The organism is Waterburya sp., from assembly GCF_058530065.1.
In genome coordinates this window covers 1-12,928 of the sequence record NZ_JBZNBU010000209.1, presented here as the reverse complement: position 1 = coordinate 12,928, position 12,928 = coordinate 1, and the positions used below count along the sequence as shown (strand labels likewise).

Annotated in this window: 14 protein-coding genes; 3 read left to right on the top strand and 11 right to left on the bottom strand. The window is 38.2% G+C overall.

All coding sequences use genetic code 11. The features are described 5' to 3' along the window. Window positions 1–94 precede the first annotated feature (94 nt). From AC33VI_RS12925 to lipB, 3 genes are all read right to left on the bottom strand, one after another. Complete coding sequence (locus AC33VI_RS12925; RefSeq protein ID WP_491782676.1) at window positions 95–1,015, bottom strand: helix-turn-helix domain-containing protein; 921 nt, start codon at window positions 1,013–1,015, stop codon at window positions 95–97. Window positions 1,016–1,101: 86 nt separating this feature from the next. Then, complete coding sequence (locus AC33VI_RS12920) at window positions 1,102–1,869, bottom strand: HAD-IIB family hydrolase (protein ID WP_491782675.1); 768 nt, start codon at window positions 1,867–1,869, stop codon at window positions 1,102–1,104. Window positions 1,870–1,905: 36 nt separating this feature from the next. Next, complete coding sequence (lipB, locus tag AC33VI_RS12915) at window positions 1,906–2,559, bottom strand: lipoyl(octanoyl) transferase LipB (protein ID WP_491782674.1); 654 nt, start codon at window positions 2,557–2,559, stop codon at window positions 1,906–1,908. Window positions 2,560–3,075: 516 nt separating this feature from the next. Between lipB and hpf the strand changes: the two genes are divergently transcribed. After that, window positions 3,076–3,684, top strand: coding sequence for a ribosome hibernation-promoting factor, HPF/YfiA family (gene hpf, locus AC33VI_RS12910; protein WP_491782673.1), 609 nt, complete (start codon window positions 3,076–3,078; stop codon window positions 3,682–3,684). A gap of 120 nt (window positions 3,685–3,804) precedes the next feature. Here hpf and AC33VI_RS12905 read toward each other — a convergent pair whose 3' ends face one another. From AC33VI_RS12905 to AC33VI_RS12885, 5 genes are all read right to left on the bottom strand, one after another. After that, window positions 3,805–4,491 carry a TVP38/TMEM64 family protein gene (locus AC33VI_RS12905; protein ID WP_491782672.1) on the bottom strand — a complete coding sequence of 229 codons (687 nt, stop codon included), beginning with the start codon at window positions 4,489–4,491 and terminating at the stop codon, window positions 3,805–3,807. 28 nt (window positions 4,492–4,519) lie between these two features. Continuing rightward, window positions 4,520–6,901 (bottom strand): pyridoxal-dependent decarboxylase, encoded by a 2,382-nt coding sequence (locus AC33VI_RS12900; protein ID WP_491782671.1) that lies wholly within the window; start codon window positions 6,899–6,901, stop codon window positions 4,520–4,522. Window positions 6,902–7,070: 169 nt separating this feature from the next. Further along, on the bottom strand, window positions 7,071–8,027 hold the full coding sequence (gene era, locus AC33VI_RS12895) for a GTPase Era (protein WP_491782670.1): 957 nt from the start codon (window positions 8,025–8,027) through the stop codon (window positions 7,071–7,073). Between the two features lie 49 nt (window positions 8,028–8,076). Further along, the gene (locus tag AC33VI_RS12890; protein ID WP_491782669.1) at window positions 8,077–9,198 is read right to left on the bottom strand and encodes a succinylglutamate desuccinylase/aspartoacylase family protein; all 1,122 of its coding nucleotides are present in this window, start codon (window positions 9,196–9,198) and stop codon (window positions 8,077–8,079) included. Window positions 9,199–9,287: 89 nt separating this feature from the next. After that, window positions 9,288–9,482, bottom strand: a complete 195-nt coding sequence (locus tag AC33VI_RS12885; protein WP_491782668.1) for a hypothetical protein — start codon at window positions 9,480–9,482, stop codon at window positions 9,288–9,290. A gap of 193 nt (window positions 9,483–9,675) precedes the next feature. Between AC33VI_RS12885 and AC33VI_RS12880 the strand changes: the two genes are divergently transcribed. Together AC33VI_RS12880 and AC33VI_RS12875 are read left to right on the top strand one after the other, a co-directional pair. Continuing rightward, window positions 9,676–10,329 carry a DUF3386 domain-containing protein gene (locus tag AC33VI_RS12880; RefSeq protein ID WP_491782667.1) on the top strand — a complete coding sequence of 218 codons (654 nt, stop codon included), beginning with the start codon at window positions 9,676–9,678 and terminating at the stop codon, window positions 10,327–10,329. Between the two features lie 83 nt (window positions 10,330–10,412). Further along, a complete protein-coding gene (locus AC33VI_RS12875) occupies window positions 10,413–10,649 on the top strand; it encodes a NifU family protein (protein WP_491782666.1) in 237 nt (78 codons plus the stop codon). A gap of 101 nt (window positions 10,650–10,750) precedes the next feature. On the opposite strand, the gene AC33VI_RS12870 is transcribed toward AC33VI_RS12875, so the two are convergent. From AC33VI_RS12870 to AC33VI_RS12860, 3 genes are all read right to left on the bottom strand, one after another. Next, window positions 10,751–11,254, bottom strand: coding sequence for a hypothetical protein (locus tag AC33VI_RS12870; RefSeq protein ID WP_491782665.1), 504 nt, complete (start codon window positions 11,252–11,254; stop codon window positions 10,751–10,753). 316 nt (window positions 11,255–11,570) lie between these two features. Further along, window positions 11,571–12,437, bottom strand: coding sequence for a 6-pyruvoyl trahydropterin synthase family protein (locus AC33VI_RS12865; RefSeq protein WP_491782664.1), 867 nt, complete (start codon window positions 12,435–12,437; stop codon window positions 11,571–11,573). Between the two features lie 148 nt (window positions 12,438–12,585). After that, window positions 12,586–12,918, bottom strand: coding sequence for a hypothetical protein (locus AC33VI_RS12860; protein WP_491782677.1), 333 nt, complete (start codon window positions 12,916–12,918; stop codon window positions 12,586–12,588). Window positions 12,919–12,928: the final 10 nt, after the last annotated feature.

Sequence of the window (12,928 nt, the reverse complement as noted above, 5' to 3'; positions counted from 1 at the left end):
TTTTGAATACGATCCTTTGACCTTTAACCATTTCCCTTTACCCATCCTTCACAGATAAACTCAAACTCTTAAACGAGAAGTATTGCTATTTGTATCATTGATAATTTCTGGCATAGGTTTTAGGAGTTACGCCAACTATAGTTTTAAAATGACGGTGAAAATGGCTTTGGTCGTTGAAGCCTACCCGAACAGCAATATCAGACAAAGATAGTTTACCGTGTTGAATTAAATATTTAGCTCGTTCGATACGACAGCGAATAATGTATTGATAGGGAGTTATACCCATGCTTTGTTTAAATAGCTTGGCAAAATAATGAGGACTCATTTGCACTACGTTAGACAATTCTTTGAGGCTGAGATGGCGATCTAAATAAGCATCTATATATTCAATTACTTGTTGCAATTTATATTGGGGTAACTTTCCCGATCTAGAATCTCGTAGGTTAAATCTAGTAGTGCAGTAATGCTCTAACAAATGCAAAGCCAGAGTGTTGACCAAACTCTCAGCATACAGACGACTAGTATTACTCGGCTGAGTTAGAGTAGATTTTAGGGCTACACCCATCTGATAAATAAAAGGATCGGGAGTGGCAAATAAAGGTAACAGTTCAATTCTATCTGGATCTACTATTTCATGGATGGTTTGAGCAAAAGCGGTTGGTGCGATCGCTATAGTTAATGCGCCAGATTCTTTGTTCCATTCTGCATACTGACTGGTGTTAGCAGGAATAATCACACAACTACCTTGTGTGACTTTTTCTCGTTTAAACTTACCGTTAATATGTCTTTCAGTCAGACAGGGAGATGGTACATCCAGAAAAATACCAATGCCGTGTTGCTGCGAGATAATCTTAGGGACTTTTTCTACAGGATACCAATCATAAGCAATCCCCAAATTATCCCAACCCAAAGATATACTAGAAACGATCGGCGATCGCTTGTAGATACGCTGGTATGCCGTTTCTTTTTCTTTGACAAAATTAACTCTAATTAATTCGGCTGAATCTGAGTGCATAATATTTCATAATATTTACAGTTATTAAAACACTACCGAGAATAGTAAATTTAGTTTTTAGTTTGTACTTATTACTCATTACCCTTTCAAGAAGTAACGATCGCGTTGGCTAATTCCGTAAATCCTTCTCCTTCAGATTTGTTGGTGATGTATGCAGGAAGATATTTCAGGCGATCGCCATATTTAATAATATTTGCCACTCCCACTGATAAAGGAAACTGTTCGGGATTAAATAGAGATTCGTCGTTGGGGCTATCACCAATGGTCAGGATTTCTCCCGCGATCGAATGGGGGAAATATTGGGGGATAATTTTTTTAAGGGCATTTCCTTTATCTTGGTGCAAAGGTTTGATGTGGCACTGAATTGTGCTGTATGTAAAACCATAACCTTCTTGGTTACAAATAGCTTCAATCTGTTGTAACTCTTTTATACTTAAGTTTGTTACTTCAAAAGTCCAATCAGTTAAACGAAAAGCATTATCTGGCGACTCTTGAATCTGGGGAAACTTACTTTGTAACAGTCGAAATATTCTTTTTAACTGCAAGCGATGTTCTTCAAGATCTAACTCCCTGAATAATTTTGGTTGAATATCATTGCGCCAATAAAGCAAACCACCATTTTCAGCGATCGCACCAACTACGGGTAAATAATTTACGATTGCCTGAACCCATCCTGCCGATCTTCCTGTCGTAATTAAAACAGCTACTCCCGCATTTTGTAGCCTAGTTAAAGTCTCGAATAAACTAGAGTCGAACCGTTCGGTTCTAGTTAAAGTTCCATCCAGATCGGAGGCAATTAATTTTATATTTTGCCAATTATAGCTAGCTAGGGGTTTGAGTCTATTTTGATTCATAAATATTGTTTGTTGTTTGGCGATCGATTGAATGATTTATTCTTCAACTAAGTTTACTGGAAACACTTCGGCAAAAGCTTGGGCTACATCAATTCGTACCTGTTCCACCGTAATATTGGGCATAAATTCTACTAAACTTCCCACTGGCTTATCGGCAATGCCACAAGGAATAATATGTTTAAAACCTTCTAGATCGGGACATACATTTAAAGCAAAACCGTGCATAGTAATCCAACGTTTTACTTTAATCCCAATGGCAGCTATTTTTTTTCCCTTTAACCAAACTCCCGTTAATTTTGGTATGCGATAGGCTTCTAAATTGTAATTGGCGACAGTTCTAATTATTACTTCTTCTAGTTGTCTGAGATACCAATGTAAATCTTGCTGATAATAACGCAAGTTCATTATGGGATAGCCTACCAATTGATTAGGGCAATGATAGGTAACTTCTCCTCCTCGTTCGATACGATGAATTTCAAAATCGCAGGCGTGCGGATCGAATTTTAAAAAATCTAAAGTCGAACCAGTACCTAATGTATATACGGGAGGATGTTCTAATAAAATTAAAACATCATTGAGATTAAAATCGTTGATTCTTTCGGTTACCAGCGATCGCTGGTATGATAGAGCATCATTATATTTCACCAATTTTTGATTTTTTAGAGTACAATTTCTTTTTTTTGTTGTCATATTGCTAGTCTTTTTTAATAAATGTCAACCAATGTAACAGAAGATAAAAATAATTGGAACTTCTAATGTTTTACAAGATACAAAGTGCTAGTATCTTAAGTATAAAGCTATAGAGAAAACAGCATTGCTTGAGGAAATTGCAAGGAATAAAACCAAACGGCAAACTATCTCAAAGTCAAACATCTAAAGTTCGGAAGATTTTAATTAAAACAAATCATTTTCACCTAATTAATTAATTGTCAATCAATCTAATTATCTGGGTTCAAAGTGTTTTAGAGTAACTATAAAATTATCTGCGATGGTTCATTTTGATTCATAGCAATATTTTCTGGTTCTCAAAAATATCAAAGTAGGAATACATTAATAAATCTGAAGATTTATCTTTATTTACTATTAAATTAGTAATTTAAGTGTACTTGTTTCAGATCGATGATTCGTACATCTACCTGCAACTTATAGATAACATTGTTGTACTTATTTTCATAGCTTTTAACCCTATAATACGGAGTAACGAGTATGAAGCTTTTGATCCAAGGAAATAACATTGCAGTAACAGAATCAATCCACGATTACGTCGAACAAAAATTAGAAAAGGCGGTCAAACATTTCCAAAATATCACTAGCAAAGTAGATGTTCATTTATCTGTAGCTCGTAATTCTCGGATCGAAAGAAAACATAAAGCAGAAGTTACAGTATTTGCCAATGGTACGGTAATTCGGGCGCAAGAAGGAAGCGAAAATCTTTATGCAAGTATTGATATGGTTGCAGATAAGATTGCCCGCCAACTACGCAAGTATAAAGAAAAACATTTAGCTAAAAAAAGTCACGCACATATTCGTCAAGAAGAAATCGTTGAAGATAATATTGTCGAAACAGAAACTTTAGCTGAAAATCGCCATCCAGAGTTACCCGCTGAAGTTGTCAGGAGTAAATATTTTGCCATGCCTCCGATGACTGTAGAAGAAGCTTTGAGGCAACTTCAGTTAGTAGATCACGATTTTTATATGTTTAACAACAAAGATAGTGGTGAAATCAATGTGATTTATATTCGCAATCATGGCGGTTATGGAGTCATCCAACCCAGAGTAGACAGTAATGCTCGCCAAGGTGATTATCCTCATTAGTTGTTGTTATTTTATTTTCCCTTTATTGGTTGATTGATAAATATTGTGGAAAAGCAAAGGGTCAAAGGATTTTTCTCTTGATCCTTTTTAGTTTTCAAAACATAATGGGGTTGATATTTTCTAATCTAAATCTTGTGTGCGTTCTATTTGCTGTAGACTCTGTTGAGGATTATGACGGCGACGACGATACCATGTCGCACCACCAACTAGCATTCCCATTAAGGTAAAAGCAAACATTAGGGGGAAGATATTTCCTTGGGATAATGCCTGCAATCCCGCTCCCATCATCACGAAAGGTAAAACCCCTGGAACTGTACCTAGAACTGTGCCTGTTAAATAATCTCCATAACGAATGGAAGTCAAGCCAGCGGTAAAGTTAACCAAGCCATAGGGAATAATTGGTAACAAGCGAATCGCAAACATATAAAATAAACCACCTTGGTGTACTTCTGCGTCGATCGCTTGCCAACGCCCTGCTAATTTTTTGGTAACTAATTCTCGACCGATAGTACGGGTAAAAGCAAAAGCTATTATGGCTGCCATTACTGCTGCTACCGTCGTCCAAACTGTTCCCCACCAAATACCAAATATTGCTCCTCCCGTTAAATTAAGGGGGGTTGAAGGTAAAATAAGCAGCGTTGCTAAGATATAGAGCAGTATATATATAATTGGAGTCCAAATACCTAATTGTTGTAACCACTCCTGTAGTTGTTCTCGATCGATTCCACCCAGAAAATAAATACCCAATCCTGTTACAACTATACAGATAATAGTCAGTAATAAAACACTACTTTTTAACTTCAACACAGCCCCCACTCCGTTTGATTGCTAAAAACTAACTTGAAAACTTTTTCCCCCTAGAAGAAAGAACGAGAAATTGCGAAAAACTATTGATAAATTCAGCTACAGAAAGAGTATTATCGCGGTTTAGATCGCTCATTTTCCAGAAATTTTCTACTTCGCGATCGCTATAGCCCAACTCTTTAAATTTTGCCTTGATTTCATCAATTTCTAATACTCCATCTTGATTGGTATCAAATTCTTCAAAAATCTCCAACAAAGAATCGCGGAATAAAGCTTTCGCCACTACCTTGCGAAATTCTTGTTCGATGACGTTAAGAAAAGAACCTTTTGCGGTTTCTGTCAGCCAAGGTTCCATCACTGTAGAACGCAACACAGTTATCGTATCTCCTGGGGAATCAGCTACTCCCAAACGTTGTTTGTAGTTCTCAATAAACTCTTCCCCATAATCAGCTTTAGTAAAGTCAGTAGTGCTGACAATTAAGGGATAGCCATAAATATCATCTCCAGGATTAATACTAAGCATATCGTAAATAGCCTTATTCAGTCGGTTGGCTAAGGCTAAGTCGGTATTCAAGAAGCCATTGAGTCGGCGGAAATTAAAGGCATAAGTAAGAATGTTCTGATCGGGTCCTAATTCCGAGAGAAAATTCATCGCCTCGCAATCTGCTAATAGTTCTTCGTTGGTTTTACCATCAATGCGATGACGAATAAATTCTAGTTGTTTCTGCATATCTCCCCCGTTAATTTCGGCGGGCAATCTAGGTACTGGTACGACGATAAACCAGTCTTCGGGGCGTGCCATCGCAATCAATCGGGCATAAAGCTTTTTACAGCTAAACAAAGCTTGTCCGTGAATTTTGCCATAACCGCTTTTAGTAGGACGAATTACTTTATGACTCAGATATACCGCTGCTGCTGCTGCCCCTGGTTTCGATCCTTCAACTCCATATACTCCCACGGAAGGTTCTGTACCCCCGTGAAAGACGACTGGGGCAGCAAAAGTAACTAAATTGCGCATTGCCGAGTTGCGGTAGCATAATGCCCCTGCGGGATAGGGGATATAGCCAGACTTGTGAGGATCGACAGTAATAGAATCCGCTTGTCCCAAGGCTGCAAATTGCTTGGTAACGTATTTACTCATAGCGATCGCACAACTGGGTTTGTGAGATTCTACTGATATTTTAAATTCATCTTCCCGCAAGATAGAAGCAAAATAGCCACCCCAAGCAGCATCGGCGTGTACCGTGAATTCTAGACCTTGTTGGCGATATTTTTCCCGTAGTGCCAACACATCAACTAAAGGATCGACAGCACTTTCTTCGGTGCTACCCATTACCGCTACCACGGAATATACAGGTTGTTTTTTGTCCAGACAGTCTTGAAGAATGCGATCGAGTTCTGTGGCATTCATCCGCGCATCTTTATCTACGGGTACGTCAATGATATTAGCCGAACCAATGCCTAATAAAGCGGTAGTCTTAGCAAAAGAATAATGTTTTGTGCCAGGAACAATTAAAACAGGGGAATGGGCTAAATCTGCTAAGGAACGACGGTAAAATTCTTGAATGCCCAGGTTTTGTAGAGAATATTTAGATATAGCTTGATTAATAGTTTCTGCTTCTATTTGATATTCCTGTTGCAAGCGGATTGGCAAGGCTAAAATATCGTCGCCCTTGAGGTTGAGTAAATGCCAAAGATCTAATTCTGCTAGTATCTCGGTTTTTCCGTTAGCTAAGGGTACTTCGATATATTTAGCTGCGACAAATTCTGGCTCATTGTTGAGGGCTTCTTGGAGTGCCAGGGGATAAAACTTAAGATTGCGGGCAGACCAAATTGCTTCGATATTAGCGACAGTACCGCCACAGGTGAGATGTCCCCAAGGGCGCAACGCCCCCGCCTCGATTTCCGCCCAACTAGGTAGCTTGTAGCCGAGCATTTTACAGAGATCGTCCCCGACTAGCATTTCTAAAATAGTTGTAGCCGTGGAAGCCTCAAAAGCTACATTATTGGGGTTATAAAGCATGGCGGCAAAATAACCCAACATGGCGGGCATAGTCACTTCCCAGTTCATATGTCCCTGGTAACGCATACTAAAGAAAGGAACGGACTTTTTTAAAAACGCCAATAGAGATCTATAGCTTTCTTTGAGGGTATCTATGGTTTGAATATATTCTGGCTGTCGTTTGATTTGTTCGTCGATCTGTGTCGGATCGCCTGGATAAAAATTCCTACGCCAGAATGCCTGATCTCGAATTGCTTCGAGAATCAAACTTTCAAACTCGTCTAAATTTTCGGCTTTTTGTCCCAGAAACCAAGCTTCTAAAGATTGCGTCCCCGAAGCTTCTAAATCTAGAATGTCCCCAAAAGGAAATAGTTGTTTGAGATCTTGCTGAGAAAAATGATTATCGCTCATTCAATCGGTTATTAGTTATTAGCTTTCTTTAATTTACAGCCGTTTTCAGTTGAATAGCTCTCTGGGAAAATTTACTAGTTCGTAGTTTTTAGTTTTTAGTTCTTAGTTCTTAGTTTTTAAAGTTTAATTATGTGGTCTACCCATGTGAAAAGCGCAGTAATTCATTTATCTAGTCTTCTACTTGATAGCCAAACTCTGCCAATCTCAAGCGAGACTGTCGCCATTTAGGCTCTACTTTGACGAATAATTCTAAGTGAACTTTTCCTGAAATTAACTTTTGGATTTGTTTCCTGGCAGCAGTACCAATAGTTTTGAGCATTGCACCTTTTTTGCCGATGATAATTCCTTTTTGAGAATTCCGTTCGATATTAATTGCTGCATTTATTTTCGTGATTTTGGCACTTTCTTCTATTTTTTCAATGGTAATAGCTACGGAATGGGGAATTTCTTGGCGAGTATGGTATAAAATTTGCTCTCTAATTAATTCTGCCATAATAAATCTTTCTGGTTGGTCGGTTACTAAATCGGGAGGATAATAGTAAGGACCAGATTCTAGCTTATCTGTTAATACTTGTTGCAGTTTATCTGTTCCCGTTCCAGCAGTAGCAGAAAACTTAACTGTAGACCAATTGGTTTCGGCAATTAGGCTAGCATAACTATCATCAATAAACTGACAATTACTAGGTTGTAAATCTACTTTGTTTAAGCCCAAAACTACAGGAGTATCTAGTCTTTTTAAAAGATCGAAAATAAAGCGATCGCCTGTCCCTGCATCTACCGAACTATCAACCATAAATAAAACTAAATCTACAGATTTAATCGCAGTTTTGGCATTTTGAACTAAAACTTTGCCCAATTCATGATGGGGTTTGTGAATTCCTGGGGTATCGACAAAAATAATCTGAGCTTGAGGAGTAGTTAAAATTCCCTGCAAGCGATTGCGAGTTGTTTGGGCAACGGGAGAAGTTATAGCAATTTTCTGCCCGATTAAATGATTCATTAAAGTTGATTTTCCCACGTTAGGTCTGCCAACTATGGCAACAAAACCCGACTTAAATCCTTCGGGGGCAATAGGAATAGTTGTAAAGGAATTTTCTAGATTAAATTCTGCTATTGGTTGATTCATTATTAGTTGTTAGTTATTAGTTGTTAGTTATTAGTCAGACATAACATTCCTAACAGTCTAAAATATCCATTACATATTCCCCTTGATTGACGCATTGATTGGTGGAAATATCAAAAACAATTCCTGCTGTTTCTGCTGCAATCTTAATTACTTCAGGTGGTTTACCTTGTTTGTTAAAACTGAGAAGCTGATAAATTATATCTCCTGGCTGAACTTGAGTATTGAGAGATAATCTGGATTGAATCATACCACCAGTGGGGGCATAGTAACTATTAATCTTGCTTTTCGAGACTAGAGTAATATCTGCTTCTCGAATTGGTTCGGATAAAGTTAAAATTTGCTTGTGTGCCAAATAATTTTTAATTCCCGCTACTCCCTTAGCTACAGAAGTTGGGTTCATCGCCATTCCCGCACCCAATTCTAGAGTCCAAGATTCTAGATCGAATTTAATTTCTTTACCTAGCATACCCAATGCCCATTCTAAAGCCAGCCAAGGTTTTAAAAAAGCTTCATCAAAAGCATCCCCATCGTATTCATCCATCAAAATACCGTAATCTAATAACAAGTATTTGGCACTCTCGATTTTTTCTTGAAAGCCAAAAGTATAATCGATCGCCTGATTGCTAGAACTATGAATATCAATTACATAGTCGGCATCCAAACAAAGAGATTGCAAAGCGGCGCGATAGTGACGGCTAACGGATACGCTGCGAGGAGTTTTAACTCGTGCTAATTCTTGTTGCCAAGCTGCTTGTATTTTTTCCAGATAATTTTTTCTAATAACTGCTGGTTCGAGATCGATTTGAGATTGGGCAAATTCCGTCAACCCGTCAGTTTCTTTTTCATAATCCCAAAAAATGCGATTCCAGTTTTTACCGTCGTAGTTATTAAATCTACCCGTAGAAAAAAAATGCGATCGCTGGTTTGTTCCCAAAGGATTGCATACGGGTACTAGCCAAACTTCTCCCTGTAGCTGGGAAGAATCTAATTCAGTTAAATATTCAATTAGCTGATGAATGACTGCATTACCGACAATTTCCGCACCGTGTAAATTAGACTGGATATAGGCTTTTTTCAAAGCTCGATCGCCTCGGAATTTATAGACTTGTAAGGATAAAATATCTCCCGAAGCCAGCTTAAATAAATCTACAGTGGAAACAGTAGGTAACATAATAAAGACAGAGTGAAGTTACTTTATAGTAAACTTTTCCCTATCCATTGTCTTACTGCTCTCAGTTAGGCTTGCTCATCTCTGGGGGTTTAACTATCAACTATCAAGCCTTCAGCATCATGAGGGTTATTTTCCAGATCTGATTTTAAGCGATTTTCTTGGCGAGTATGAATCAGAAAAACTATGAGAGAATAATAACTATATACCCAAAAACCTACGTACATAATTAAGATTAACCAAGATTCGGGGTTATCGAGATTGAAACTAGAATCGTATAAATGCACGATAGTTTATCCAAAAAACATCCTTTTATATCAAATTAACAGATTGTCAGAAAAATCTATGTTTTGAGCAATACCGAATGAGTAAATATTCTGATTTTATTTAATTATCTGACAAATTGTTTTTCTCAAAACGGTTATTGCGTAGTAAATTTTTCTACACTAGATAAAAGATAAGAACGAAGATAAAACTAATATGACAGATAACACCGCACGCGATCGCTTTCGCGCCGCTTATGAGAATCGTTACACCTGGGATAGTGAGTTTCCTGGTTATACCACCAAACTCGAACTCAAGCAGGGAGACGAAGTTTATACAGCCGATATTAAGGTAAATCCCGACCTAACCGTAGAAGTAACTGGTATTGAAGATGAGAAGGTTGCAGAAAGCGTTTACAACCAAATGAGAGATATCATTACTCATCGCAAGCGGAATACTTTTGAAAATGCTCACGGTAAAAGTACTTTTACCCTAGGGGAAGAAGATAATACTGGGGCGGTAGAAATCCTGGTCAAAGGCGATGCTATGGGTTCTAACTATAAAATTCGCGGTACGGAGATTTGTCAGGTAAGTCGCGTCATGGGTCCAATGGCTTTTGTAATTAATACCAACGAAAGTCTGGATACGGGGGAAGGTTATATTTCTACTGGCTATAATGCTATCTTCCGCGATGCTAAAACTAACAACCTCAAAGCCAAGCGTGAATTCGTCGAAAGCTACGAACAGCTAGGCAAATATTATGTTCCCAAACATCAAACCATCGAAGCTATTGATACCAACGATGAAAAAATTACTACTGAGTTTATTTTTTCAGAAACTAAATTATTAGAACCTGCTAGGGTGGCATAATTAGAATTACAGATCAAAAATCATTAGCGCGATCGCGTTAGGATAAATTTAATTAGTAGTATAAAACAATTAGTCAAACAACTATGGCATTAGCACTAACTACCGATAACGTAGAAACCGTCTTAGACGAACTACGTCCCTATCTTATGGCTGATGGCGGTAACGTCGAATTAGCTGAAATTGAAGGTCCGATTGTGAAACTAAAATTGCAAGGTGCTTGCGGATCTTGTCCCAGTTCGGCAATGACATTGAAAATGGGTATCGAACGCCGTTTGAGAGAAAAAATTCCCGAAATAGTAGAAGTAGAACAAGTAATGTAGTTTGATAGCTTTTGGCTATAAACTTTTTGTTCGTCAATAATAAAAAGGGGACAAATATTCTGTCCCTTTTTTTAGTTCTATTTTTTTGGTTGATTAATTTATTATTGTTCGGTATCGCTAGCTTCAGGGGCTACTTCACTAGGGTTAAATTCCGCAGCAATGCAACTTTTCATCGCTTCTTCGCTAGATATTTGAGAAATACCAGCTAAATCGATAGTACATTCTGCATAACGTTCGGGTAGTAAGCTGCGACGACAACCATCCAAAGCCATTTTTGACTTATTTGCTTCTAAACCGCCACTAATTGAAGTAACGCAGTTAGCTAACTCATTTGGTCTGCGGACGCGGTAGCAAGATTGCAGCGCATCATTACCTTGAATATCGGTATTATTAGCAATATTTGCCACACAATCAGCCAAATCGTTCGGTTTGAGGGCATCAGAACAGGCAGCAGCAGCAGCAGATTTACCAACACCATTAGCCATTAGATTATCCGCACAGCTACCAATACTGCCAGCCATAGCAGGAGAATGGAAAGCCGCTACAAGAAAAACAGGAAAAGAAATTAGCGTAGTCCAGCCCATAGCGCGATCGAGAATGTTCATAAATTATTTAATTAGATTTTATTTCACCACTATACTAAGGCTAGGTTCTCAAAATTTGTCAACTAAAAACCAAAGCTCGGACAAGTCTACTTTGGGAGTTTAGATTATGAAACAGTTTTTTCTGTGCGTCGTGTGCGCTTCGTCCTGTTCTAAATCCATAACTCAGTTCAAGGTACTTGTGGTTTTCTCTCCGCCATCCCTTGGATACCTTATGCTCTCTATTTTCTAGAGGATTCGGGTATCAACGAATCGCACACTCATAAAAAATAGCCCTGCGATCGCAAGACTATCTATAAAATCAAATTAAAAATATAAACTAGACCATTGCAGGTTTTTGTTGTGCAACTTCAGTTTGTTCGGATTTAGCAGCACGACAGTTAATTTCACAAGAGTTGTTAGGACTTTCAATTAGTTTGATTTTGTCTAATTCGCATCCTAATTCTTTTATGGGAGATCTCAACAGGTCAGCAATTCTCACGGCAATATTTTCCGCAGTGGGGACTACTTCGGCAAAATAAGGAATATCTTTATTTAAAAAAGTATGATCGAAAGGCTCAACAACATATTCGTCGATCGCTGCTTGTAATTTGCCCAAATCTACTAACATTCCCGTACGATTATCGATTTCACCCGCTACGGTTACTTCTAAATGATAATTGTGTCCGTGTCCGTTGGGACGAGCGCATTTGCCGTAGATTTCTTGATTTTCTTCAAAACTAAGACTGGGTAATGCCAGACGATGAGCTGCACTAAAATGAGTTTTTACGGTTAAAGTAGCTTCCATATTGTTTCCTTGATATTCCGCCCAAAGTTCGGGATGTTCAAATAATTGAATCTTAACTAAAGGTAAGTGGGGTGAAAGTTTATGCCAAATTACTCTAGCGATATTTTCTGTCGTCGGCAGAGTTGACTTAAATTCCGACCACGCATCATTAAGATAAGAATAGTTGAGTTGGTTGGTAACTTCTTGTTTAATAACTTGCTTGACTACAGATAAGTTTTCTACCATGCCAAACTTATCTAAATCTCCTTCTAAGGAGACATATAAAACATAGTTGTGTCCGTGACCTGGAAAACGACTACAAGCACCAAAAAGACGTTGGTTTTCTGCTTCGTCTAATTCTGGTAGCCAGTAGCGATGACTCGCGGAAAACTGAGCGCGACGATTAATAGTGCATTTCATATATTGAGTTAAGACTCGGATATTGTAAACTTTGGTAAAGTATAGGCTTATTATAGCAAGCTTGTTGTCGTTCCTATTGAACTCGCCACTGATATTAGCTGTCAGTAAACGTTATTTAGATGTTTACATCAGACCACTCGCTCAAGCATTAAGCTTTAATTTTCTGTGCCTGAAGATATTGACGCAAACGAAACAAACTAAAAGTCTGCCCTAGATTTAGCGGTAGCAAAGAAATCCCTTCCAAACGAGACTGCAACCAACCATCACCCCAATGCCATTCGTGAAAGCCGTCGATCCCTTTACTCAATACCAAACGCAAGGAATTATCTTCGACTATTTCTACTTTATGTTCGATTTCCACCAATCCTAGGGAACTAGTAAAAGTATTGCCAGGACTGAGTTTTCCCGATAGAGAAGTAAAATTTTGAGGCCACATCCACTGTTTGATGCGATCGCTTTCTAAGAGACTTTCTTCAATTATATTTGCCGAA

What these genes read in the sequence shown, in the direction of transcription:
- AC33VI_RS12925 (WP_491782676.1), bottom strand. Translation starts at nt 1,015, where the DNA reads ATGCACTCAGATTCAGCCGAATTAATTAGAGTTAATTTTGTCAAAGAA.
- AC33VI_RS12920 (WP_491782675.1), bottom strand. Translation starts at nt 1,869, where the DNA reads ATGAATCAAAATAGACTCAAACCCCTAGCTAGCTATAATTGGCAAAAT.
- lipB (WP_491782674.1), bottom strand. Translation starts at nt 2,559, where the DNA reads ATGACAACAAAAAAAAGAAATTGTACTCTAAAAAATCAAAAATTGGTG.
- hpf (WP_491782673.1), top strand. Translation starts at nt 3,076, where the DNA reads ATGAAGCTTTTGATCCAAGGAAATAACATTGCAGTAACAGAATCAATC.
- AC33VI_RS12900 (WP_491782671.1), bottom strand. Translation starts at nt 6,901, where the DNA reads ATGAGCGATAATCATTTTTCTCAGCAAGATCTCAAACAACTATTTCCT.
- era (WP_491782670.1), bottom strand. Translation starts at nt 8,027, where the DNA reads ATGAATCAACCAATAGCAGAATTTAATCTAGAAAATTCCTTTACAACT.
- AC33VI_RS12890 (WP_491782669.1), bottom strand. Translation starts at nt 9,198, where the DNA reads ATGTTACCTACTGTTTCCACTGTAGATTTATTTAAGCTGGCTTCGGGA.
- AC33VI_RS12880 (WP_491782667.1), top strand. Translation starts at nt 9,676, where the DNA reads ATGACAGATAACACCGCACGCGATCGCTTTCGCGCCGCTTATGAGAAT.
- AC33VI_RS12875 (WP_491782666.1), top strand. Translation starts at nt 10,413, where the DNA reads ATGGCATTAGCACTAACTACCGATAACGTAGAAACCGTCTTAGACGAA.
- AC33VI_RS12870 (WP_491782665.1), bottom strand. Translation starts at nt 11,254, where the DNA reads ATGAACATTCTCGATCGCGCTATGGGCTGGACTACGCTAATTTCTTTT.
- AC33VI_RS12865 (WP_491782664.1), bottom strand. Translation starts at nt 12,437, where the DNA reads ATGAAATGCACTATTAATCGTCGCGCTCAGTTTTCCGCGAGTCATCGC.